The 23,407-nt window shown below is 71.9% G+C and carries 18 protein-coding genes; 8 read left to right on the top strand and 10 right to left on the bottom strand.

Annotated elements, in window-relative coordinates:
* Positions 1-9 precede the first annotated feature (9 nt).
* From ACVUH9_RS00825 to ACVUH9_RS00850, 6 genes are all read right to left on the bottom strand, one after another.
* Complete coding sequence (locus ACVUH9_RS00825) at positions 10-2,625, bottom strand: Ig-like domain-containing protein (RefSeq protein ID WP_475752984.1); 2,616 nt, start codon at positions 2,623-2,625, stop codon at positions 10-12.
* A 226-nt stretch (positions 2,626-2,851) separates the two neighbouring features.
* Positions 2,852-3,412 carry a dihydrofolate reductase family protein gene (locus ACVUH9_RS00830; protein ID WP_475752986.1) on the bottom strand — a complete coding sequence of 187 codons (561 nt, stop codon included), beginning with the start codon at positions 3,410-3,412 and terminating at the stop codon, positions 2,852-2,854.
* 160 nt (positions 3,413-3,572) lie between these two features.
* Positions 3,573-4,811, bottom strand: coding sequence for a serine hydrolase domain-containing protein (locus tag ACVUH9_RS00835; RefSeq protein WP_475752988.1), 1,239 nt, complete (start codon positions 4,809-4,811; stop codon positions 3,573-3,575).
* 47 nt (positions 4,812-4,858) lie between these two features.
* A complete protein-coding gene (locus ACVUH9_RS00840) occupies positions 4,859-8,047 on the bottom strand; it encodes a hypothetical protein (RefSeq protein WP_475752990.1) in 3,189 nt (1,062 codons plus the stop codon).
* 25 nt (positions 8,048-8,072) lie between these two features.
* Entirely contained in the window at positions 8,073-8,717 is a 645-nt protein-coding gene (locus ACVUH9_RS00845) for a response regulator (RefSeq protein ID WP_475752992.1), read from the bottom strand.
* A complete protein-coding gene (locus ACVUH9_RS00850) occupies positions 8,705-10,339 on the bottom strand; it encodes a sensor histidine kinase (protein WP_475752994.1) in 1,635 nt (544 codons plus the stop codon). The genes ACVUH9_RS00845 and ACVUH9_RS00850 overlap by 13 nt, the downstream gene beginning before the upstream one ends.
* Before the next feature lie 169 nt (positions 10,340-10,508).
* Between ACVUH9_RS00850 and ACVUH9_RS00855 the strand changes: the two genes are divergently transcribed.
* A complete protein-coding gene (locus tag ACVUH9_RS00855; protein WP_475752996.1) occupies positions 10,509-12,185 on the top strand; it encodes a serine hydrolase in 1,677 nt (558 codons plus the stop codon).
* Positions 12,186-12,262: 77 nt separating this feature from the next.
* Here ACVUH9_RS00855 and ACVUH9_RS00860 read toward each other — a convergent pair whose 3' ends face one another.
* From ACVUH9_RS00860 to ACVUH9_RS00870, 3 genes are all read right to left on the bottom strand, one after another.
* A complete protein-coding gene (locus ACVUH9_RS00860) occupies positions 12,263-12,700 on the bottom strand; it encodes a hypothetical protein (RefSeq protein WP_475752998.1) in 438 nt (145 codons plus the stop codon).
* Between the two features lie 250 nt (positions 12,701-12,950).
* Entirely contained in the window at positions 12,951-14,756 is a 1,806-nt protein-coding gene (locus ACVUH9_RS00865) for an alkaline phosphatase (protein WP_475753000.1), read from the bottom strand.
* Between the two features lie 132 nt (positions 14,757-14,888).
* Complete coding sequence (locus ACVUH9_RS00870; protein WP_475753002.1) at positions 14,889-15,407, bottom strand: PPOX class F420-dependent oxidoreductase; 519 nt, start codon at positions 15,405-15,407, stop codon at positions 14,889-14,891.
* A gap of 262 nt (positions 15,408-15,669) precedes the next feature.
* On the opposite strand from ACVUH9_RS00870, the gene ACVUH9_RS00875 reads away from it, so the two are divergent.
* The 4 genes from ACVUH9_RS00875 (at position 15,670) to ACVUH9_RS00890 (ending at position 19,728) form a co-directional block, all read left to right on the top strand.
* Positions 15,670-16,125 (top strand): helix-turn-helix transcriptional regulator, encoded by a 456-nt coding sequence (locus tag ACVUH9_RS00875; protein WP_475753004.1) that lies wholly within the window; start codon positions 15,670-15,672, stop codon positions 16,123-16,125.
* 10 nt (positions 16,126-16,135) lie between these two features.
* Positions 16,136-16,543, top strand: coding sequence for a VOC family protein (locus ACVUH9_RS00880; RefSeq protein ID WP_475753006.1), 408 nt, complete (start codon positions 16,136-16,138; stop codon positions 16,541-16,543).
* A gap of 1 nt (position 16,544) precedes the next feature.
* Positions 16,545-17,159, top strand: coding sequence for a glyoxalase (locus tag ACVUH9_RS00885; protein WP_475753008.1), 615 nt, complete (start codon positions 16,545-16,547; stop codon positions 17,157-17,159).
* 157 nt (positions 17,160-17,316) lie between these two features.
* The gene (locus ACVUH9_RS00890) at positions 17,317-19,728 is read left to right on the top strand and encodes an ATP-binding cassette domain-containing protein (RefSeq protein ID WP_475753010.1); all 2,412 of its coding nucleotides are present in this window, start codon (positions 17,317-17,319) and stop codon (positions 19,726-19,728) included.
* A 137-nt stretch (positions 19,729-19,865) separates the two neighbouring features.
* Here ACVUH9_RS00890 and ACVUH9_RS00895 read toward each other — a convergent pair whose 3' ends face one another.
* A complete protein-coding gene (locus ACVUH9_RS00895; protein ID WP_475753012.1) occupies positions 19,866-20,354 on the bottom strand; it encodes a cupin domain-containing protein in 489 nt (162 codons plus the stop codon).
* Between the two features lie 258 nt (positions 20,355-20,612).
* Here ACVUH9_RS00895 and ACVUH9_RS00900 point away from each other — a divergent pair, with 258 nt between their 5' ends.
* From ACVUH9_RS00900 to ACVUH9_RS00910, 3 genes are all read left to right on the top strand, one after another.
* Positions 20,613-21,650: a hypothetical protein gene (locus ACVUH9_RS00900; protein ID WP_475753014.1), complete on the top strand. Its 1,038-nt coding sequence runs from the start codon at positions 20,613-20,615 to the stop codon at positions 21,648-21,650.
* 96 nt (positions 21,651-21,746) lie between these two features.
* Positions 21,747-22,376: an SAM-dependent methyltransferase gene (locus ACVUH9_RS00905; protein ID WP_475753016.1), complete on the top strand. Its 630-nt coding sequence runs from the start codon at positions 21,747-21,749 to the stop codon at positions 22,374-22,376.
* 38 nt (positions 22,377-22,414) lie between these two features.
* Complete coding sequence (locus tag ACVUH9_RS00910; protein WP_475753018.1) at positions 22,415-23,335, top strand: LysR family transcriptional regulator; 921 nt, start codon at positions 22,415-22,417, stop codon at positions 23,333-23,335.
* Positions 23,336-23,407 lie beyond the last annotated feature (72 nt).

Here is a 23,407-nt window from a genome sequence, read left to right on the forward strand (position 1 = left end):
CCGCGGCGGTCAGCCCACGCGAAAGCCGATCGTCTTGGCGGCGCCGCGGTTGCCCGCGGCGTCCGTCGCTCGAATCGTCATCCGGTACCGGCCGGGGCGCAGTGCCTTGCCGCGGACCCGGCCGCTGATCGTGAGGCGGCCCGCACCCGTGGCGCTGCGGTGGGTGACGGTGCCGAGGGCCTTCGCGCGGCCCGATCGCGTGATCGTCACCGTCAGCGTCGCCCGCTCGTCGAGCCGGTAGCGCAGGACCGTGCCGCGGGCGAGGCGCGCACGCCCGGCCGCCGCGCCGACACGGAACCGTGCGCGGCTGAGGCTGACCTTGCTCAGGACCGGCGCCTGGCGGTCGCCGGTCGGGGCTGACGGCGAGGGGATCGGGCTGGTGATCGGGGTGGTGAGTCCCGCGTCTGACAGCGGCGTCGTGACCGGGGGCCCCGTGATTCCCGGCGTGTCCGGCGGGGTGATCGGCGGCGCCGAGTCGGCGACCACGACCGTCCTCACCGCGCTCGTCCGCGTGTTGCCGAGGTCGTCCGCTTGCGTGGCCCGCACCGAGTACATCCCGACGGGCAGCGTGGCCGACGCCGGAACGTTGAACGCGCCGGTCGTGGGGTTGCGCGTGGTGGTGAGCGTCTGGACGACCGTTCCGCCCGGCGTGGTGCCGGCCCGGACGGTCACGGTCACCGCGGCGAGGTCACCGACGGCGGTGCCGCCGGTCCCCGCAAAGGTCGGCTTGGCGCCAGCGGACGGGTCCGCGAGCGAGACGGCCGGCGCTGTCGTGTCGACCGTGAACGTGTGGGACCCCGAGCTGCCCGCGTTGCCAGCGGAGTCCGACTGCGTGGTCTGCACCGTGTAGGTCCCGTCGGGCAGCGGCGTCGTGCCGGTCACCTCGTAGCGCCCGTCACCGGCGTCACGCGTGCCGTTCAGCGTCGCGACCGGCGAGCCGGACGTCGTCGTGCCCGGGAACACCCGGACGACGACGGCGCTCTCGTCGCGGTCGTCCGTCGTGCCGGTGCCGGTAAAGGTCGGGGTGGCGTCGTTCGTGCGCGACGACGACGGCGGCACCAGCGTCGGCGCGGGCGCGTGCGTGTCGACCGTGAACCGCATGGCCTGGGGCGCCGCGCCCACGTTGCCGGCCGCATCGGCCTGCCGGGCCCGCGCCCGGTAGGTGCCGTCCGCGAGCGCGGGCGACGCCGGGACCGCGTAGGCGCCGGTCGTCGCGTGGCGCGGTGCGTTGATCGTCGCGACGGGCACGTTCCCGACGTTCGGCAGCACGTCGACCGAGACGCTGGCGTCGTCCCCGCTCGCCGTGCCGGCGACGCCCGCGAACTGCAGCGTCGGGTCGTTGGTCACCAGGTTGTCCGCAGGTGCCGTGATCGAGAGGAGCGGGGCCGTGCCGTCGTAGCGGAACGTCCGCGCGACGCTCACGCCTCGGTTGCCGGCGCCGTCGGTCTGCGTCGCCTGCATGGTGTACTGACCGTCGCCGAGCGAGGGCGCGCTTGCGGAGTAGCGGCCGTTCGGTTGGCGGCTGGACGCGGTCCGCGACCCGACGGGGACGCCGGTCGCTGCCGACCCCGCGTACGCGTTGATCACGACGTCGCCCTGGCCGAGGCCGATGGTGCTGTCGCCGGTAAGCACGGTGGACGGTCCCACCCAGGCGGGAATCGCGTCCAGGCTCACCAGGGGCGCCGTGTTGTCGGTGAAGGACACGCTGATGCTGGCCGCGCGGGTGGTGCCGGTGGACGTGCTGCCACCCGCCGGGACGAGGTTCGATCCGCCGCCCCCGCCACCCCCGCCGGTGGCCGTGCCCGAGCCGAGGGAGACACCGCCACCTCCGCCTCCGCCGTGAAGGCCACCGCCACCACCGCCACCACCGTAGTAGGTGAACACCTGGCCGAAGACGGTGGAGCTGTAGCCGCCGCCGACGCCGCCGCCGTTGTACCCGCCGGACGCCGGACGGGTGGGCGCTCCGGGAGAGACGTAGGAACCGGCACCGCCGACGCCGAGGGTCCCGGCCGCCCCCGACTGATGACCGAACCCACCCGGCGCACCGCCCAGGCCGGTACCCGTGGGAACGCCCGGCGCGCCGCCTTCGGAGCCCGGGAGGTTCTGCCGCGAATCGCCACCCACGGCGTTGCCGTTCCCGCCGTACCCCGCCGATCCGCCGGCCCCGTGCCCGAACCCACGCCCCGCCCCGCCGCCGCCCGCCGCGACCAGCCGCCGCGAGTCGGTCGGGGTGAGTCCCGCCGAGACCGGCAGCGTACGCACGTCCGACGCGCCGCCGCCACCGCCGGCGCCTCCGTGGTTCGTGCCGTCCTCGCCGTTGCCGCCGACCACGAGGTAGAGAGTCGAGCCCGGGGTCACGGCGACGTCGCCGGCGACCTGCGCGCCGAAGCCGCCGTCGACTTGGTAGTCGCCCCTCCCGCCGGCGCCGCCCGTCGCGACCACGTGCAGGCTTGTCACCCCGGCGGGGACGACGACTGCATGCTCACCTGGGCTGTTGAAGACGACCGCGTTGGTTGCCGCCTGAGCCGTCCCGGCGCCGCAGGCGAGCGTCACGGCCGTCACGACGGTGACCCCCAGTACCGCCTTCAGCGTGGTCAGGGCGGCGTGTCTCGGGCTCGGGCGCATGCGAGCCACCCAGACTAGATGCGCTGTGGCTGAGCGCATGGGACCTGAGTCCCATCCTTCGCCGGGGATCGGCGCGGCCCATGGGCCTTGCGTTCGCTCTTGCCCCCACGCTAGGCCGAAGGTAGAACCTTCTATGTGATCCCGTGCGGGTCGTGATCGGCGAGGACCAGGTCCTGCTGCGCGAGGGGCTGAAGCTCGTGATCAGGGCGTCGCGTCGTCGGCTCGATCAGACGCTCACGCGGTAGTGGAGGTGGACGACGCCGTTCGGGAACCGGCGTTCGTCGAGGAGCTCCAGTTGCGTGCGGACGTTGTCCGGCAGGGCGCGCTTGCCGCCTCCCACCACGATCGGGCACAGGAACAGATGGCACTCGTCGACCAGCCCCGCGCTGAGTGCCTGGCCGGCGAGCTCGGCACCCCCGACGGCGATGTCGGCCCCCGAGGACTGCTTGAGCCGCCGGACGGCGTCTCGATCGAACTCGCGCTCGATCCGCGTCCTCGCGCTGGATACGGCCGGGAGCGTCCGGGAGTACACGATCTTCTCCGCTGCCCGCCAGATCCCAGCGTAGTCCGAGAACACCGCCGGCTCACCGGCCTCGGTGCTCGCGGTCTCCCAGAAGACCATCGTCTCGTACATCCGGCGCCCGTAGAGGTAGGTGCCGATCGGCCGCTCGAGATCGTTGACGAACGCATGCAGCTGCTCGTCCGGCATCGCCCAGTCGAACCTGCCTTCCTCGTCCTCGACGTACCCGTCAAGCGAGGCGATCGCCGCATAGATCAGCTTGGCCATGTCCACTCCAATCGGTCGTTCCGGTGCAGCCACCACGGCCGCAGAGGCTGAGACCGCGATTCGCAGCCAAAGTCATCGATCACGGCATCGTAGAAGCACGAGCACCGACCGACTCGCTCATCTCGCGCCACCGAGCTGCAGCGGCTGCGCGCCGGCCGGCTCAGCCCCGCGGCGCCGAGACCGGCGGCAGATCCTTCGGGGCGATCGCGGCGGCGATCGCCCGGAACAGGTCGGTGTGGAGCCGGCCGACGTTGCCCTCGGCGTCGTAGGCCCGCTCGGCGAAGGTCACCGCGACCGAGATCGAGATCCGCTGGCTCGGCAGATATGCGGCGACCGCCGCGGCGCCGGCGAACATCGGGGTCTGCATGATCCAGCCGCCGTGGCGGACGACGCCCAGGCCGAACCCGTAGGTCGCGTTGAACGTCGTGCAGGCCTCGCAGCCCGCGAAGGGCCGGCCGAAGCCGATCCGCGGATCGACCTGCAACCGGTGCGACCGCTCGCTGAGCAGCGTCCCGCGGCCGATCCCGATCGCGGTCTTCGTCATGTCGTCGATCGTGGTCGTCTGAACCGCCCCGCGGGCCAACGTCCATGCAGGGCTCCAGTGCGTCGACTCCTCGACGAACGGCGTGCCCGCCGGGATCCCCAGGTACTCGCGGCGCTCGGAGGTGAACGCGTGCAGGGCCGGGCGCGGGATCGCCGCGGACTGCGACGAGCGAGTCCCGCGCAGACCGAGCGGCCGCAGCACCCGCTGCCGCAGCGCGGTGGCGAGCGGCTGGCCGGTGATCTTCTCGAGCGCGAGCCCGAGGATCACGTAGTCGCTGTGCGAGTAGCTCCAGTTGGTCCCGGGGGTGAACAGCAGCGACTTCGAGAGCGCCAGGTCGAGCTGGCGCTTGGTCGTCACGGCCCGGAACGGGAACCGGTAGAGGTGGTCGAGCAGCCCCGGATCGGCGACGTAGTCGTGGTAGCCGGCGGTCATCCCCGCGAGCTGCCGCAACGTGACCCGCTTGCTGTCGCGCAGCTCCGGCAGCCACTTCGACACCGGATCGTCGAGCCGGACCGTGCCGTCGTCGACGAGCCGCAGCAGCAATGTCGACATGTAGGCGATCGCCACCGCGCCGTTGCGGAAGTGCATGTCGGTGCGGGCCGGAACGCCCGGCTGTGCCTCACCGTAGGCGCGACGCAGTGCCCGCTTGCCGCCGATCGTGACGTCGACGATCGCGGCACGCAGGTGCTCGTGCTCGAACGTCGTGCGGACGGCACGGTCGATCGCGGTTCGGGTCGTGGCGGCGTCCGCCACCGCGAGCCGCGGGGCGTCCCCGCGGGCGTGGGCGTTCGTCGCCGTCAGGCCCGCCGTGCACAGCGCGAGCGCGGCGACGGCGGACCGGGTCCAACGGGTCATCTGGTGGTCCTTGTCGTGACCGGGGTGAGCGGGTGGATCGGGCTGACCTAGTCCAGCTCCGGACCCGGCGGGTCGGCGTCGCCCCAGGAGCAGTTGACTCCGGGCTCGTAGCGGTCCTCGGCGTCGCGCATCATCTCGAACGGCGAGATCCCGAGACCGCTGCTCTCGTTGATGCCTGAGACCGGACTGAACATCCGATCCAGCACCTTCTGCGACGGCCACGAGTACGCCAGGCCGTCGCGACGAACCAGGACGAACACCCGCGACAGGGTCGGCAGGGCGCCGGACCCGACGTCCTCGACCCCCGACGTCCAGGCCATCCGCGGCGCGTTGTGGAAGGGGCTCGACATCCAGTTGCTGCCCGTGCACCAGAGGTTCTGCTCCGGGTCCGGGTTGGCCGTCACGCCGACGTCCCACGAGCCGTAGCTCAACGGCACGAGCTCCGAGTAGAGCGTCCGCTCGAGCGCCATCCGCGCCATGTTCGCCGCCTGCTGCGTGGCGGCAGGCGTCACCGCGTACTCCTCGTAGCCCTTCGGGCAACCACCGCTGGAGGCATTCGGCAGGCAGCCCGCCCAGCGGCCGACCTCGGCCAGCTTCCTCGGGTCGCTGATGATCGCGTTGCCCATCCGGTACAGCGCGTCAACCGTCCGCTGCGAGCGGTGCTCCAGCGAGACCGCCAGCTCGTCGGCCTTGACCCTCGGGTCCTCGTCGACCGGCTCGCCGCCAGCGTGCGTCAGCTCCCACGACGCCTCGCCGGCTTCGACCGCCGCCATCGCCACGTGGACGAGGGCCTCGATCGAGTGCGCCACGTCGAGGCTCAGCGCTCCACCGCTGGCGATCGAGAGCAGGCTGTTGAGGACGGCCATCCAGCCGGCGGTCGTCTTCTCGGCCGCCTCCTTGGCGATCGAGACCTCGGCTTCGAGCCGGTTCTGCAGGACCGTCGCCTCCTGCCAGACGGTCTTGCCGGCGGTGCCGGAGGGGATCGCCAGCCGTTCGAAGTAGTCGCGGACGTTCGCGACCCAGTCCAGCTCGGTCAGGAGTTGCTCCTTCGCGGTCTCGAAGCTCTCCCGCGAGACGCCGTCCTGCACGGTTGGGGGGCGGAGGCGCAGGACCGCGGCCTCGGCCGCCGCCATCGACGACGCCGACTGGCGCCAGTAGGCCTGGCGCGGATCGCCCCCGAGCTGGGGGATCCGCTGGCCGATCCAGGTCAACGCGAACGACGCAGCGCCGTCGTCGTCGAGCGGCCATGCCTGGCTCGTCGGCGCGACGAGCAGCTGCTGCAGGCGCTCGGCGGGCTCGCCGACCTGCGAGACGTTGGCCGGCCGCAGCTTGCCAGCGGCGTTCGGCGACAACGCGCCGCGCAGACGGGCACCGTCGCGCAGGGCCTCTTGGCCCTTGCCCTCACCGGCGTGGCTCCAACCGATCAGCGTGTAGCGCTGCCCCTTGCTCATCAGCGCGGAGTTGAAGACGTGCTTCGTTCCACCGATGCTCTCGATCGCCTCGGAGGCGGCTCGTGTCGCACGCCGGTCGATCGCGCCACCCGTGGTGATGTCCCCGAACGAGGTGACCGCGAACAGGTTGCCCGCAGCGCTGTTGTGCTCGATGAAGGCATGGATCTTGTCCATGTCGACGTGGCTGGAGAAGCTCCGGCTGGCGCGCCGCGCGAGGGTCCGCTCGTCGTGCACCGTGATCAGGAAGCCCGACGTGCCCGCCGGCTGCGGGGCCGCCAGCTTGTCGGACCCGATCGTGATCCGCACATCGCAGGGCTGCGTGGTCTTCGCGCAGTCGTTGCCGGGGGCGGTGTCGAAGCTCGAGCGGGTGGTCGAGATGTAGTCGTAGTGGCCGTTGATGTCGGCAACCAGGTGGCCGCGCAGGGCCGCCCGTCCGCTGGTCGTGACGTCGTACTTGGCGCGGCCGGGGTCGAGCGTTCCGACGCCGATCATCGCCGCGCCACCCGAGGGGGCGTTCGCCAGGAGTGCCGTATCGGCCGGCATGCCGACCTTCGACAGCGGGGTCGGGTCCCCGTTGGTGATGCCCGGGGCACTCCACCCACGTTGGTTGCCGCCGGCGGACGGGTGCGACACGGCGATCACCAGGTGGTCCTCGTCGACCTGTTGCAGCTCCCGATCCAGGAAGACGCGTTGCGGCAAGCCCGTGACGTCACGACGGCAGTGCCACTGCCTCGACTCGCTCGGGTACTGGCAGATCCCGAAGGTCTGGTTCGAGACCAGCCCGAGCGTCTTGCGGTCGAGCACGAGCACCTGCCACTGGGCGCGGTAGTCGGCGCGGCCGCCGTCGTTGCCCGAGTACGAGGTGCGGCTGTCGCTCCCGACCATCGACGGTGCGCGGTAGATCACGCCACCGACGCGGATCCCGGGACGCCCGTTGGCCGGGCCCCCTGCGCTCTGCGTACCGGCGGGGTCGTTGCCGTCGACCGAGGTGTCGAGCTCGACCACGGCACTGCGCGGGCCGATGTCGACGGGGACCGACGCGGACCGGGACTTGGCGCCGTTGCCGACCGTCATGCGCAGCACGTAGCGGCCGGGCTTGTCGGCCGTGAACATCGGCGACGTGGTGTTCGCGTCGACCAAGCCCTTGATCGGGGTGCTCAGGTTGGGCGGAGCGACGGCCGGGTCCTGCCCGGCCGCGGCGCCGGTGACCCGGGACGCGGCCTTCCTGGCCGCCGGCTTCGGCGCGAACCGGCTGCCCTTCGGTGCCCGCACGACCGACCAGCGGACCTGCGTCGGAGCCTCGCCCTTGGTGGGCCAGTTGATCCGTCCGCGCAGGTGGTGGGCCTTGCCGACGATCGCGCGGCTCGAACGCCCCGCGCCGACGATCGGGAAGTCGTGCGCGATCGTGAACTTGACCGTCGACTTGGTGACCTTGTTGCCGAGACGGGCGGTCACCCGCAGCTCGTTGCGGCCGTGGCGCAGCCCGTGGCTGGCGGTCATCCGCAGCGTGCGGGTGGCGTGCGAGTGGCGGACGAACTCCTCGCCGATCGGGACCCCGTTGAGCCGGGCAATCAGGTCGCCGTGCTCCGGGCCCGCTCGGACCACGAACCGCACCGTCGAGCGGGTGATCTTCTGGCTCGGCTTGGGCGAGACGATCGCGCTGTTCGGGGTGGCGGCGGTGGCCGGCGCGATGGCCACGGTGGCAACCGAGAAGGCTCCCAGCGCCGCGACGACCGCGCTGTTTGGTGCAAGCAGGCGTGCTCCTGCTCGTCGGGTATGACGCATGCTGGGATCCTTGTCTCGGGCGGCCCTAGGCCGCGAGGTAGCGCACGACGGCCAGCACGCGACGGTGATCGTCTGCGCTCCGGTCGATGTCGAGCTCGTCGTAGATGTTCGAGGTGTGCCGGACGACGGCCTTCTCGGAGACGCCGAGCAGTTCGGCGATCGCCGCGTTGCTGCGCCCCTGGGCCATCAGCTCCAGGACGGCACGCTGCCGGTCGGTCAGCCGGCCGATCGGGTCACCCTTGCGGTGCCGGTCGACCATCGTGGCGACCACCTCGCGGTCGAGCACGGAGCGCCCGGCGATCACCTGGCGGACGTCGGCGACGAACCGCTCGACGTTGGCCACCCGCTGCTTCAGCAGGTAGCCCACGCCCTGCTCGCCGCTCTCCAGCAGCTCGACCGCGTAGTCCCGCTGTAGGTACTGCGACAGCACCAGGACAGGCAGGCCGGGGAGCTGCGCGCGCAGCTTGAGCGCCGCTTGCAGACCGTCGTCGGTGTGCGTCGGCGGCATCTGGATGTCGGCGATCAGCAGGTCTGGACGGTGGGCCCCGGTCTTGCGGACCATCTCGTCGGCATCACCGGCCACGGCGACGATCTCGAACCCGGCCTGCTCCAGCACCAGCGCGAGTCCTGCCCGCATCAGGGACTGGTCCTCGCCGATCACGACGCGCACGGCAGCTCCACCTTCACGCAGGTTCCCGCCCCAACGGGGCTGATGATCTCGAGGGCACCGCCGAGGCCTTCGACGCGGTCGGTGATCGACCGGATCCCGCCCCCGCTGTCGGCACCGCCGATGCCGTCGTCGCGGACCTCGATCCGCAACTTGTGGTCGTCCCAGCTGATCGTCACGTGCAACTCGCTCGCGTGGGCGTGCTTGACCGCGTTGGTCATCGCCTCGGTAGTCACGAAGTAGCCGGTGCTCTCGACGGCGGGGGGCGGGCGGTGCGCGCGGTCGGCGACGTCGAGCACGACCGCGATCGGCATCCGGTCGGCGAGCTGCTTGACGGCCGCCGGCAGGCCACGCTCCGTCAGCGCCGCGGGCATCACGCCGTGGACCAGCGCCCGCAGCTCGTCGATCGCGGCGTCGAGGCCCTCGCGCAGCGCGGCGTCGGCGTCCTGAGCCGCCACCCCAGCCTGGATCGCCAGCAGCACCAGCCGCGACTGCAGTCCGTCGTGGAGGTCACGGGCGATCCGTCGCCGCTCGACGTCGCCCGCTTCGACCAGGCGGGCGCGCGAGGCGCGCAGCTCGACGGTCAGCCGCTCGCGGTCGAGCGCCAGCGCCACGACGCGGGCGATGTCGTCGATGTCATCGGGACGCGTCACCAACGTGACGTCGTAGACGATCGCCCCGATCGTGCGGCCGCTCAGCTGGACCTCGGCGACCCCACGGCGTTCGTTGGCTGCCGGCGGCAGCGTCGCAACGCCGGAGCCGTTGACCCAGCGCAGGTCGCCGGGCACGCGGTAGAGCAGCTCCACGGTTGGATCACCGAGCCCCTCGGCGAGCAACGCCGGCAGATCGGGACGCTCCGACTCGTCGATGCCGAGCCACGCGCCCAGCTCGGCGGCGTTGCGAGTCGGGGCGAAGCCGCCGCGCGAGATCCCCACGGCGAACGCCAGCGGAACCCCGGCCGCCAGGAGGCCCTGGACGGTCGGCAGGACGAGTGACCCGCGCCAGCCGAAGATCTCGGCCAGCAGCGTCCCGACGGGCAGGGCCGCGACCGCCGTCATGCCGTAGAGCATCACGGGTGCTTGAACCCGCCGCTGCGTCGGGCTCGCTTCGCGCAGGCGCCGCAGCACCAGAACGACGGCGACGGCGACGACCGTCAGCGCGACGACCTGCTGGATCCAGCCGGCGACCTCCAGCGTGCCGGGAGCGTCCGCGATCTGCAGAGGACCGGCCGCGAGCAGGTACTCGGGGGCCTGGAGCGCCAGCGAGACCAGATAGACGCCGGCGACCGTCGCACGCTCGGTGGCGTTGGACAGCCGCCCGGACGGGAACGCGAGCAGCAGGTGGACGAGGAACGCGAACGGCAGGGTCTGGCTGATCTGACCGGCGGCCGTCAGCGCCGGCACGGTGGTGTTGATCAGCCCGGCGGCGAGCCAGGCGAACGCCCCCGCGGTCAGCAGCAGGCCGATGCGGCTGCCGGGCCGCCGCCACCACGCCACCATCCCGGCGGCGGCGTAGGTCCACGCGCAGATCACGAAGATCGCGGCCTGCCACGGCGGTGGTTCCGGGTTGCCGGAGTAGAGCAACGCCAGCTCGACCAACCCGACCAACACGGCGAGGACCGCCACCTGTGCGAGGGCGAGCGTCAGCGACCGGCGACGGAGCGGAGGTGGCGCAGTGCCTGGGTGGCGTGAGGTACCGGCCGTCATCCGCGGTCAACGTTCGCAGTTCGGCGTCGCGGTGAACATGGACCTGGGTCCATGGCCCGAGGCTCCGGAGTCCCGGAGGATCGTCACCATGATCACACGCGACCAGTGCGGCGAGTCCGCGGGACGACTGGCTCCGGCCCTCAAGCGACCCGCGGTCGGCGGCACGGCGGCGGCGCCTCGGCGGCGGACACGGGCCTCGGTGGTCACAGCGGTCGCCGTCAGCGCGCTGACCGGGCTGGCGGCCGCAGGCCCGACGACGGGCGCGACGGCCTCCGCGGTCCCGCAGAACCCTGCGACCGTCTCGGCGGTGCCGATTCCAGCCGGCCAGGTCGAAGCCGCGATCGCGCAGCTCGACACGATCGCGCCGGCGATGCTCCAGCGCTCGGGCGTGCCCGGCATGTCGGTTGCGGTCGTCCACGACGACGAGCTGGTCTACGCGAAGGGCTTCGGCGTCCGTGACCTGCGGACCGGCGTGCCCGTCGACGCCGACACGGTCTTCCAACTGGCGTCGGTGTCGAAGGCGGTCGGCGCGACCGTGGTCGCGCGGTCGGTCACGCAGGGCAAGGTCAGCTGGGACGACCCGATCCAGAAGTCACTGCCGTGGTTCCGGCTGCAGGACCCCGCCGCGAGCCGGCAGGTCACGGTCGCGGACATGTACACGCACCACAGCGGGCCGTCCGGGCAGGCGACCGACGCGCTGGAGAGCCTCGGGTTCAACCGGACCGAGATCCTGAAGCGCATGCGGTTCGAGCCGCTCGCGCCCTTCCGGACGGTCCACCGCTACTCGAACTTCGGCCTGACCACCGGGGCCGAGGCGGTCGCGCAGAGCGTGAAGACCGACTGGGCCACGCTCTCGCAGCGCAACCTCTACGGACCGTTGGGGATGACCTCGACCAGCTCGCGGTACCGGGACTTCCGCGCGCGCAGCAACCGTGCCACGCTCCACAACAAGACCAACGCCGGCTGGAAGGCCATCCAGCACCGTCGGCCGGACGCGCAGTCGCCCGCGGGCGGGGTCAGCTCGTCGGCCACCGACATGGCGAAGTGGCTGCGACTGCACCTGGCCGACGGGGTCTACGACGGCAAGCGCCTGATCGGTCAGGACGCCCTGATGCGGATGCGGACGCCGCGGTCGTTGAGCGGCGCTCCGAGCAGCCCCGACGCGCGCAGCACGCACTACGGCCTGGGAATGAACGTCGCCATCGACGCGACGGGCCGGGTCCGGTACGCCCACTCGGGTGCGTTCTCGCAGGGGGCCGGGACCCGGTTCGTGATGCTGCCGTCGGAGAAGCTGGGGATCGTGATCCTGACCAACGGCGAGCCGGGTGGGCTGCCCGAGGCGCTCGGCGACAGCTTCATGGACCTGGTGACGCGTGGTCACGTCGAACGAGACTGGTTCGGCAGCTACTCGACGATGATGGCCGGGATCATGGCCAACCCGAGCGTGCTGGAGGGGAGGAAGCGTCCCGCCGCTCCCAAGCCCTCCCGTTCGCGCTCGGCCTACACCGGCACCTATCGGACGGACTTCTACGGCACGATGACGGTCAAGACGACGGGGTCGGGCCTGACGATGCGCCTGGGACCCAACCGCAAGGCCTTCCGCCTGACGCACTGGAGCGGTGACCGCTGGTCCTACCGCACCGAGACGGACTTCGGCAGCATGATCAACGAGGTTCGGTTCGCGGGGCGCAAGGACGGTCGCGCCCGCACGGTCACCGTCGAGGACCTCAACGTGGACGGTGTAGGGGTCTTCCGGCGGCGCTGACCCGCCAGAGGCGAGGGTGCGTGGCTCCGGCGGCGTGCTGCTTGCGGTCTCAGCCAGGTCCTAGACCTGTTTCAGGATCAGTGGTTGTCTGGGGTGGTCGTTGACCGAGTCGCCCGCCGCAGCACGGCGCTCATCGCCGCGTACGCGCCCGCGGACATCTCGCCGGTCGCGGCCGACGCCGGAATCACGTTGTTCATCGTCAGGGTCAACAGCTCCGGCGTTGCCGCGTCGACGACGATCTCCCAGCGCCATTCACCGCTGTAGTCGTACCCGACGGTCACCACACCGCCCTCGAGCGTGCCCTCGAGACTTCGCGGTTCAGGGCTCTGATGCCACGAGTCGCCCCAGAACGCCGCCACCGCGTTCCGCTCTCCGCTCGGCCCGAGGACGAGCAGGCCCTCCTGCTCACCGTCGTCGGGGTGCACCCACGAGTAGGCGATCTGGGCCAGCTCACCGTGCGCGGCGCGCGAGACCGTCGCGCTCATCGGTGCCTCGTACAGCGGATCGTTCGGCATCAACCGGAATCCGTTCGCCCCGACCCACACTCCCCCGTGCCGTTCGAGATGGTGCATGCCGCCAACCTATCGCGAGGCCGGAGGCCGTTGGCGGCGTTCGGCGCACGATCTGGCGAAGCGCGCGTACCCGAGACGCGTCCGCCCGGACGCGCCCGCGGCACGACCGCCCCGATCCGGCCGAATCCCGCCAAGCAGCCCAAGCCGGCCGAGCAGGCCGCACGCGACGCAGACGTCGCGCGCGGCTCGGCGTTCAGCGTCCGATCGCGACCTTCGCGGACGCCGTTGCGCGCTGCGTGCCGGCGCTCGTCGTGACCCGCACGCGCAGGCTGCGCACGTCGCCGCGCGGCTTCGCGGCCAGACGCGTCGTGGTCGCGCGGTCGGCCCGAACAGCCACCGTCTTGCGGGCGATCGTGCGGTTGCCGACCGTCAGCTCGACCCGAGCCTGGCCGTCGCGGGTGGTCACCAGCGTCAACGGCAGACCGGCACGCAGCTCGGCGGCACGCAGGCGCGGCGGCGCGGCGACGCCCGCAACCAGCTTCGGCGCGATCGCCGGGCCGGGCCGCTCGACGGTGGTGGTCGGGCCGGGCACGGCGACGGTCGGCCCGGGGACGGTCGTCGTCTCGGTCACGGTCACCGTCCCGGGCTGTTCGAGCTTCGAAGGGGTGCGCTGGAAGGAGACCAGCGGGAAGAGGTCGGTCAGGTCGTGCGCGCCGGAGACGTTGGCCGCCTGCGGGCCGACCGCCATCACCGGGACGGCCGAGCCCGTGTGCTGCTGGGTCTTGGCCTTCGCCGGCAGCGCGACGCCGCCGGCCGTCCCGTAGGTGAGCATCATCGGCGTGCCGTCGCGGGTCTCGATGATCTGGCTGTAGCCGGGCGGGCCCGACGTGGTGTCGTTGGTCGGACTGACGATCAGGCCCGCGTGGGCGTGGTCCGCCGCGACGACGACGAGCGTGTCGGGGTGGGCCTTCTGGTACTCGAGCGCGACGCCGACCGCCTCGTCGAACGCGATCAACTCGCCGATCTGGCCGCAGCCGGCCGCGGTGTGGGCCTGCTTGTCGATCGAGGCGCCCTCGACCTGCAGGAAGAAGCCCTTCGGGCTCTCGAGCAGGCGGATCGCCTTCTGCGTCATCTCCGAGAGCTGCGGCATGTGCGGCTCGAGCGTCTTGCCGTGCGTCTCGTCGCACCTGATCGTCTCGATCTCGCCGAGTCGCTTGGCGCGGTCGTCGTTGTACTGCTGCTCGAAGACGCCGTCGTCGAAGATGCCGAGCACGGGGCCGCCGTCGAGCGAGCCGATCGCCGCCAGCTCGTCCTTGTTCGCGACGCGCCGGAAGCCCTTCTCCGCGGCGTAGTCGAGGACGGTCCGGCTCGAGCCGTCGAGCGTCTGCTTGTAGTCCTTGCCGCCGCCACCGAGCAGGACGTCCATGCGGAGGTCGATCTGCTGCTCGGCGATCGAGCCGACCCCGCCGGCCGCCTTGGTCTCCGTCGGGCAGAGCGTGCGGGTCGCCTCGGGGCCCTTGCAGTCGCGGTCGCTGATGTGCGCCGACATCGCGGCCGGCGTGGCGTCGGTGACCTCGGAGGTGGTGACGTTGCCGGTGCGCTTGCCGAGCCGCTTGGCGATCTCGAGCGCGGTGTCGTAGCCGGCGTTGCTGCCGGCAACGGTGTGATCGTCGGTCGGCGCCTGCGAGATGCGGCCCCCGAGCGTCTTCTTGCCGGTCGCCCACTGGCTGGCGCCGCCGGCGGAGTCGTTCACGAAGCCCGGCCGCGTGCCCGCCGCGTCGTTGACCGCGTAGGTCGTCGCGACGCCGCGGAAGGGCATGCTGTCCATCTTCAGGCGAGCCGTCGTCGCCCCGATGTAGTTGCGCGCGGCGGTGATCTCCGACTCGCCCATGCCGTCGCCGATCAGCAGGATGACGTTCTTGGGCGTGGCTGGGTCGATCGCCGAGGCGACCGCCGCCGACCGATCCTCGTTGCCGTCGAACGTGAGGGCGGTCGCTGTCGCGCCGCCAGCCAGCGCGAGCGCGCCGGCCAGCAACAGGGCACGGGTGGGTCGTTGCATCGGGTTCCAGTGGTGAGGCGTCAGGGGAAGCCCGCGGACCGTACGTCGGCGAGACCCGGCCGCCGGTGACCGAAACGTGTCGCCAGCGTGACTTTCGTGTGGTCGCCTCGTCGGAACGGCGGTGCGCCCGGATCAACCGACCGGGGCCTCGGCTGGGACGAACTCCAGGTAGTGGACGTCGGTCAACGGACGCGAGACGCGCTCGAACAGCCGTTGCCCGACGTTCCAGCTACGCCGGATCACGGCGGCGGCGTGCTCGCGCTCCCCCCGATCGGTCAGGACCCGGCCGCGGGCCGCGATCGGCGGACCGAGCGGCGCGCCGCGCGGATCGCACGGGGCCAGGAGCGCCTCGGGGTTGCGCCGCAGGCGCTTGGCCTTGAACGCTTCGATCTCGGTCCAGACGAACAGGCGGCCCTCGAGGTCGAGCCCGAACCAGACCGGCGTCGGGACCGCGCCGCCGTCGCGCTTGTAGGTCACCAGCAGCGCGTGGGAGCCACCCGCGAGCGCATCGAAGCTCGCGTCGCGCCTGACCGGCATCTCGAGCACGGACGCGGCATGCGGAGAGCGGGCGCCCTCCATCGGCCGCTTGGCCGCCTTGATCGCTCGACGGGCGAGCCGCTCTCGGAGCGTGGGGCGCACGGTGTTGGTCATGGGTTCGTCCGAAGTCGTTCGTTGCCGGCCTGCATACGTCCTCAGACGGGACGGTAGCAGGCGTCCTACGGCCGGTAGGAATCTTCGTCGGCGTGCCCCGATGGCCGGGGCAGGCGTCGCCGGCCAACGACCTCGGCGGAGCGACTGGCGAGACGCTGTTCCGACCCGTGCCGCGGCGAGCGGCACGCACCTCCAGGACCCGCGAGCCGAGGATCTGGACGCCGGCCTAGGCGATCGATCCACGAGGTGGCATGATCGCCGGGTGACCAGCAGACCCGCCGCGGCCCAGCGCCTGAGCGACCTCGCACGGCTGCGCCGCGTTCGCGACCGGATCGACCGGGAGTACGCGCAACCGCTGGACGTCGAGGCGCTCGCCCGCGACGCGCACATGTCGGCCGGGCACCTCAGCCGCCAGTTCCGGCTCGCCTACGGGGAGTCGCCGTACAGCTACCTGATGACGCGCCGGATCGAGCGCGCGATGGCGCTGTTGCGGATCGGCGAGCTCAGCGTCACCGAAGTCTGCTTCGAGGTCGGCTGCTCGTCGCTGGGGACCTTCAGCACCCGCTTCAGCGAGCTGGTCGGGATACCGCCCAGCGTCTACCGGCGCGAGGCGGCGGGCGCGGGAGTCGCTCCCTATCCCGCCCTGGCCCCGTGTGTCGCCAAGCGGGTGACCGGACCGGTCAGGAATCGAGAAGCGCCGGCCGCGGACCGCACCTAGGGTGACCTCCATGGACATCACGATCTTCCAGGCCATGCTCCCCCACGACGACCCGCAGGCCTCGCTCGGCTTCTACCGGGACGCGCTCGGCTTCGAGCTCCGCAACGACGTCGAGTACGGCGGGATGCACTGGCTCACCCTCGGCCCCGCCAACCAGCCCGGGACGTCGATCGTCCTCTATCCGCCGGAGGCCTCCGGGTTGACCGACGACGAGCAGCGCACGGTCGCCGAGATGATGGCGAAGGGCACGTTCGCCAGCATCAACCTGGCGACCACCGACGTCGACGGTGCCTTCGCGCGCTTGCAGGCCGGCGACGCCGAGGTCGTCCAGGAGCCGACCGACCAGCCGTACGGCGTGCGCGACTGCGCGTTCCGCGATCCGGCGGGCAACCTGATCCGCATCCAGCAGCCGCGCTGAGATGGCTTCCATCCGCTCCGTCCTCCTCGAAGTCCCCGACCCGACCGCGGCCGAGGCCTTCTGCACCGCCGCCTTCGGCACCGACGGCCGGGTCGGCGCCCGCGCCTCGGACGCGCAGACGACCGGCTTCCGCGGGTTCACGCTGTCGCTCGTGGTCGGCCAGCCGAGCACCGTCGACAGCCTGATCGGCACCGCGCTCGAGGCCGGCGCCACGGCGCTGAAGCCGGTCAAGAAGAGCTTCTGGGGCTACGGCGGCGTCGTACAGGCCCCGGACGGCACGATCTGGAAGGTCGCGACCTCGTCGAAGAAGGACAGCGGCCCGCCCACCCGCGAGATCGACGAGCTGGTGCTGCTGCTCGGCGTCGCCGACGTCAAGGCGAGCAAGCGGTTCTACGTCGAACACGGCCTGGCGGTCGGGAAGAGCTTCGGCTCCAAGTACGTCGAGTTCGAGGCGCCTCCATCGCACGTCAAGCTGGCGCTCTACGGGCGCGCTGCGCTCGCCAAGGACGCCGGCGTAGCCCCGGACGGCAGCGGGTCGCACCGGATCGCGATCGCGAGCGATGCGGGACCCTTCACCGACCCGGACGGGTTCACGTGGGAGGCCGCGTCGGCCTGACGCCCCGGTACGTGCCTTCCGCGACCCCGCGGGCCACCTGCTCCGGTTCCAGCAGCAGCGATGAGTTGGCCTCGAACGCCGAGTCCTCATCGGGTAGACAGGACCACCACTGCCGCATCGGCGGCGCGACCCCCAGCGCCCAACGGATCGAGAAACGATGAGCACAGCCCCGAAGACCACCACGCCGCCACCCGCGCAGCACGCTGCCGACAGCCATGACCTGATTCGCGTGCAGGGCGCCCGCGTGAACAACCTCAAGGACGTCAGCGTCGAGCTCCCGAAGCGCCGGCTGACGGTCTTCACCGGCGTCTCCGGCTCGGGCAAGAGCTCGCTGGTCTTCGGCACGATCGCCGCCGAGTCGCAGCGGATGATCAACGAGACCTACAGCGCCTTCGTCCAGGGCTTCATGCCGACGTTGGCGCGCCCCGAGGTCGACCTGCTCGACGGGTTGACGACCGCGATCCTCGTCGACCAGGAGCGGTTGGGCGCCAATCCTCGGTCGACCGTCGGCACCGTGACCGACGCCAACGCGATGCTGCGGATCCTCTTCAGCCGGCTCGGGCAGCCGCACGTCGGATCGGCGCAGGCCTTCTCGTTCAACGTCGCCTCGATCAGCGGCAAGGGCGGCGTCACGATCGAGCGCGGCGACGGCGGCAAGAAGGTCGAGGCCCGCAGCTTCAGCATCACCGGCGGCATGTGCCCGCGCTGCGAGGGCATGGGCCGGATCTCCGACTTCGATCTCTCCGCCCTCTACGACGACACGAAGTCGCTGAGCGAGGGCGCGCTGACCGTCCCCGGGTACAGCATGGACGGCTGGTACGGCCGGATCTTCAGCGGCGCCGGCTTCGACATGGACAAGCCGCTCCGGAAGTTCACGAAGGCGGAGCTCCACAAGCTGCTCCACGAGGAGCCGACCAAGATCAAGGTCGAGGGCATCAACCTCACCTACGAGGGGCTGATCCCGAAGATCCAGAAGTCGATGCTGTCGAAGGACCGGGAGGCGATGCAGCCGCACATCCGGGCGTTCGTCGACCGGGCGATCACCTTCACCGCCTGCCCCGACTGCGACGGCACCCGGCTCAACGAGGGCGCGCGGTCGTCGAAGGTCGCGGGGATCAACATCGCCGACGCCTGCGCGATGCAGATCAACGACCTCGCCGAATGGGTCGGCGGCCTCGACGAGCCGGCCGTCGCGCCGCTGCTCGGCTCGCTCCGACACACCCTCGACTCGTTCGTGGAGATCGGGCTCGGCTACCTCAGCCTCGACCGCTCGTCGGGCACGCTCTCGGGCGGCGAGGCGCAGCGCGTCAAGATGATCCGCCACCTCGGCTCCTCGCTCACCGACGTCACCTACGTCTTCGACGAGCCGACGATCGGGCTGCATCCCCACGACATCCAGCGGATGAACGGGCTGCTGCTGCAGCTGCGGGACAAGGGCAACACCGTGCTGGTCGTGGAGCACAAGCCGGAGGCGATCGCGATCGCCGACCACGTCGTCGACCTCGGCCCGCACGCCGGCACCGCGGGCGGCGAGGTGATGTTCGAGGGCACCGTCGAAGGGCTGCGCGCCAGTGGCACGCTGACCGGGCGGCACCTGGACGACCGGGCGTCGCTGAAGGACGCGGTGCGGAAGCCGTCCGGCACGCTGGAGGTGCGCGGCGCCGACACCCACAACCTGCAGGACGTCGACGTCGACATCCCGCTCGGGGTGCTGGTCGTCGTGACCGGTGTGGCGGGCTCCGGCAAGAGCTCGCTGATCCGCGGCCACGTCGTCGGTCATCCCAGCCACCCCGACGGCATCGTCTCGGTCGACCAGGGGGCGATCAAGGGCTCACGACGGAGCAACCCGGCGACGTACACCAAGCTGCTGGAGCCGATCCGCAAGGCGTTCGCGAAGGCCAACGGCGTCAAGCCGGCCCTGTTCAGCGCCAACTCCGCCGGCGCCTGCCCGAACTGCAACGGCGCCGGCGTCATCTACACCGACCTGGCGATGATGGCCGGCGTCGCGGCCCCCTGCGAGGAGTGCGAGGGGAAGCGGTTCCAGGCCGAGGTGCTCGAGTACACGTTCGGCGGCAAGGACATCAGCGAGGTGCTCGCGATGCCGGTCAGCGAAGCCGTCGAGTTCTTCGGCGCCGGCGACGCCAAGCTGCTCGCCGCGCACAAGATCCTGACCCGGCTGGACGACGTCGGCCTCGGCTACATCAGCCTCGGCCAGCCGCTCACGACGCTCTCCGGCGGCGAGCGGCAGCGGCTCAAGCTCGCCACCCGCATGGCCGAGAAGGGCGGCGTCTACGTCCTCGACGAGCCGACCACCGGCCTCCACCTCGCCGACGTCGAGCAGCTGCTCGGCCTGCTCGACCGGCTCGTCGACTCCGGCAAGTCGGTGATCGTCATCGAGCACCACCAGGCGGTGATGGCGCACGCCGACTGGATCATCGACCTCGGCCCCGGCGCCGGCCACGACGGTGGCCGGATCGTCTTCGAGGGCACGCCCGCGAACCTCGTCGCGGGGCGGGAGGGAATCGCGTCGCTCACCGGCGAGCACCTGGCGGCCTACGTCGGCGCCTGACCGAGAGCACGCGCGGGCACGCGCGCGCTCGCGGGATCAACCGGCCGCCGCCCGCGCCTGTTCACGGCACCGTCGCCGGTGACGCCCGAGTGTCAGGGCATCACCCACGACGACGACCAGGCGGCTGGGCCGATCGATCAGTTGGGCACCGACGGGGGCGCGCCGTGCGGGAAGAGGGTGGCGAGCAGGATGACCACCTTGGTCGTGCCGCGGTTGGCCGCCTGGTGAATCACGTTGGGCTGCTCGACCATCCACTGCCCCGGCTTGATCGCGCCGGTCTGCCCGGCCTTGATCGTGCGCACCAGCGTGGGAGCATCGGACGGCCCGCTCATCACCTTGACCTGACCGGTCTTGACGGTGTAGGTCAGGGTGCCCTGCTGGATCGAGGAGATCTGCGTGCCCGAGTGGTGGTGGAGCGCGAGCTTCGCCCCCGCCTGCACGTTGACCCGCGTCAGGGCGAGGGTGCGCCCGGCTGCGCCCCGAACGCTCGTCGACTGCGCGAGCGCGTCACGGGAGACGGTGGCGGTGGTGCTGTCGCCCTGGGAGACGCCAGCGGTGTACGCGACGGCGACGAGCGCCAGGCCGGCGACGGGCACCAGCGCGGTGCGGATTGAACGGTGCGTCATAGGACCAACGGACTCCTCGGAGGGGCGGCGGTAGTGCCGCAGCGCGGATCGTACGGTGTGCTCGAGCCGTTGGGTCAGTCCCGGTGATCTCGTGAGGACGAACGTCGTCGCTGCGGCGGTCGATGCGGTTGCTCGGGGAGCGTGACCCGGGCCAGGGCGGTGACCAAACCGCCGGTTGGGCCGGCGACCCCTATTGCTAGTGTGCCGCGCGCACCGGGCGTCGCCCGATCTGCCTGGAACTCAACCGGGGATTGCGGCATGAAGAAGCTCGTCACGTTCGCGCGTAACAACGTCATCGCGTTCGTCCTGATGTTCACGCTCGTCGGGGGCACGGGGTACGCCGTCGCCGACCTCACCGGCCGTGACGGCCAGACCGGCCCGGTGATCTACGCGTGCGTGCAGGAGAAGACCCGCGAGATGCGGCTCGGCGGCGACCGCCGTGCGTGCCCCGCCGGCTACTTGAAGATCAAGTGGACGTCGGAGGGCCAGCAGGGCGACGTCGGAGCGACCGGCGCCAAGGGCGACGCCGGGGCGAAGGGTGACGGCGGAGCCTCCGGCACCGCGGGCGCCAAGGGTGAGAACGGCGCGACGGGCGAGAGCGGAACGCCGGGCCCCACCGGCGCGGACGGCCAGCCGGGCGTCGGGACGCCCGGACCCGCAGGACCCGAAGGACCGGCCGGTCCGCTCGGGCCGCAGGGGCCGATCGGCCCGCAGGGCAACGACGGTGACACCGGCCCCGAGGGTCCGGAGGGTCCCACGGGCGACACCGGTCCGGCGGGCTCGCCGGGCACGCCCGGCGCCCCGGGCGTGCCCGGCCCCCAGGGTCCCCCCGGCGCCATCACGCTCGTCAACCAGGCGTCCACGTCCGGGATCGCGATCGGCGGGGGCATCACCGCTCCGCTCGTCGCGTTCTCGTCGTTCAGCACCGAGCCGACGAACCCGGCGTTCGACGCCGACACCGGCGTCTTCACCGCCCCGTCCGCCGGGACGTACCTCGTCACGGCCTCCGGGACCCTGCAGAAGACCACCGCCGAGACCGTCTCGGCCGGGAGCACCGAGCAGGTGCTGTTCCAGCTCCAGCAGAACGGCACCACGATCGCGAGCCAGCCCTTGCCGATGGTCAACGTGAGCATCGTGCTCGTGCTGTCCATGCGCGTGCCGGTGCAGTACGGGCGGGCGGAGATCAACCGCTACGTCCACCTGGACGCCGGCGACACCCTCTCTCTGCAGATGAAGAACGGCTTGTCCGGCGGGACCAGCGTCGGTGGCTCCTTCGGGGTGGCGAAGATCAGCTGACCCGGGCCGCAGCCGGCCTGGCCGCCCAGAGCCCCCATTGTTGCCAATCCGGCACGTGCGCTTGCCACCTGCGCCGTGTCGGGTGAGACTCGTCGCATGGACACCACTCGTGACACCGGCGCCGAGGAGTTCTGGGAGCGCTTCTACCTCGACCGCGACCGTTGGAGCACGGCTCCCAACGCCGCGCTCGTCGCCGAGGTCGGGGAGCTCCCGCCCGGGAGTGCCCTCGACCTCGGTTGCGGCCAGGGCGGCGACGCGATCTGGTTGGCGTCGCAGGGCTGGAAGGTCACGGCCGTCGACGTCTCCGCCAACGCGCTCGCCCGCGCCGCCGAGTACGCCCAGCGTGCCGGCGTCGACGGCGGGATCGACTGGGAGCGCCACGACCTGGCCCGCTCGTTCCCCTCCGGCAGCTTCGACCTCGTCGCCGCCTGCTTCTTCCACTCCCCCGTCAGCCTGCCCCGCGACCACGTCCTCCGCGCCGCCGCCGCCGCGGTCGCGCCGTCCGGGACGCTGCTGATCGTCGGGCACGCCGGGCCGCCGTCGTGGACGCAGGCCTCGCCGCCGGACGTCCACTTCCCGACGCCGGACGAGGTCCTCGAGGGCCTCGCGCTCCCGCCGGGGAGCTGGACGGTCGAGCGCAGCACCGAGATCGCGACCGCCTGCACCAGCCCGGAGGGCACTCCCGGAACCCGCCCCGACAACGTGCTGCGCCTGCGCCGAGCCTGAGCGGGAACAACCGGGCGTTGTTGGACTACGGTTGCCGCGTGGACCTCGACGCCGTCCGGACCTTCATCGCCGTCGCCGAGACCGGCCAGTTCCAGCGCGCCGCCAGCGACCTGTCGGTGACCCAGCAGGCCGTCTCGAAGCGGATCGCCGCGCTGGAGCGGGAGCTCGACGTGCAGCTGTTCACCCGCACCGCCCGCGGCGCCCAGCTGACCATCGACGGACAGGCCTTCCTCCCCCACGCCCGCGAGCTGCTCCGCGCCGTGGAACGCGCCGCCGACTCCGTGCGGCCCGGCCGCCGCGCGCTGCGCGTCGACGTGATCAACCGGAGGATCGGCCCAGCCGGCCTGCTGCGCGACTTCCACCGCGCGCACCCCGAGGTCGAGCTCGACGTCGTCACCCTCTTCGACCTCGATACGGCGATCGCCGCCGTCCGTTCCGGCACGATCGACGCCTCCTTCCGCGCGGTCAGCCTGCCCGCGCAGCAGCTCCCCGACGGGATCGAGACCGCCCGGGTCCTCGACGAGCCGCTCCAGCTGCTGGTCGGACCCGCCCACGAGCTGGCCGCCGCCCACGCGATCAGGCCCGCCGCGCTGGCCGGCCACCGGATCTGGATGCCCGGCAACGCCGCCGGAACCGAGTGGGCGGCCTACTACGACGAGCTCGCCGCCGCGTTCGACCTCACGATCGACGTGGTCGGCCCCAACTTCGGCACCGAGGCGCTGCTCGACGTGATCGCCGACTCCGCGACGCTGGCGACCCTCGTCGGTGCGCAGACCCGACTCGTCTGGCCCGCCGACTACGGCCTGCGACGGATCGCCCTGCGGGATCCGACCCCCGTCTACCCGCACTCTCTGGTCTGGCGCAGCGACAACTCGCACCCCGCGCTCACCGGCTTCCGCGACCACCTCCGGACCGTGCCGCCGACAAGCCACGAGTCGGCGACCTGGACCCCCGGATAGGCCGCACCGATCCGGGCCCGGCGGTCACCGCCGACCGCACCGATCCAGGGCCAGTGGTCACCGCCGACCGCA

The organism is Patulibacter ginsengiterrae (genome assembly GCF_056269115.1).

What these genes read in the sequence shown, in the direction of transcription:
- ACVUH9_RS00825 (WP_475752984.1), bottom strand. Translation starts at nt 2,625, where the DNA reads ATGCGCCCGAGCCCGAGACACGCCGCCCTGACCACGCTGAAGGCGGTA.
- ACVUH9_RS00830 (WP_475752986.1), bottom strand. Translation starts at nt 3,412, where the DNA reads ATGGCCAAGCTGATCTATGCGGCGATCGCCTCGCTTGACGGGTACGTC.
- ACVUH9_RS00835 (WP_475752988.1), bottom strand. Translation starts at nt 4,811, where the DNA reads ATGACCCGTTGGACCCGGTCCGCCGTCGCCGCGCTCGCGCTGTGCACG.
- ACVUH9_RS00840 (WP_475752990.1), bottom strand. Translation starts at nt 8,047, where the DNA reads ATGCGTCATACCCGACGAGCAGGAGCACGCCTGCTTGCACCAAACAGC.
- ACVUH9_RS00855 (WP_475752996.1), top strand. Translation starts at nt 10,509, where the DNA reads ATGATCACACGCGACCAGTGCGGCGAGTCCGCGGGACGACTGGCTCCG.
- ACVUH9_RS00860 (WP_475752998.1), bottom strand. Translation starts at nt 12,700, where the DNA reads ATGCCGAACGATCCGCTGTACGAGGCACCGATGAGCGCGACGGTCTCG.
- ACVUH9_RS00865 (WP_475753000.1), bottom strand. Translation starts at nt 14,756, where the DNA reads ATGCAACGACCCACCCGTGCCCTGTTGCTGGCCGGCGCGCTCGCGCTG.
- ACVUH9_RS00870 (WP_475753002.1), bottom strand. Translation starts at nt 15,407, where the DNA reads ATGACCAACACCGTGCGCCCCACGCTCCGAGAGCGGCTCGCCCGTCGA.
- ACVUH9_RS00880 (WP_475753006.1), top strand. Translation starts at nt 16,136, where the DNA reads ATGGACATCACGATCTTCCAGGCCATGCTCCCCCACGACGACCCGCAG.
- ACVUH9_RS00885 (WP_475753008.1), top strand. Translation starts at nt 16,545, where the DNA reads ATGGCTTCCATCCGCTCCGTCCTCCTCGAAGTCCCCGACCCGACCGCG.
- ACVUH9_RS00890 (WP_475753010.1), top strand. Translation starts at nt 17,317, where the DNA reads ATGAGCACAGCCCCGAAGACCACCACGCCGCCACCCGCGCAGCACGCT.
- ACVUH9_RS00895 (WP_475753012.1), bottom strand. Translation starts at nt 20,354, where the DNA reads ATGACGCACCGTTCAATCCGCACCGCGCTGGTGCCCGTCGCCGGCCTG.
- ACVUH9_RS00900 (WP_475753014.1), top strand. Translation starts at nt 20,613, where the DNA reads ATGAAGAAGCTCGTCACGTTCGCGCGTAACAACGTCATCGCGTTCGTC.
- ACVUH9_RS00905 (WP_475753016.1), top strand. Translation starts at nt 21,747, where the DNA reads ATGGACACCACTCGTGACACCGGCGCCGAGGAGTTCTGGGAGCGCTTC.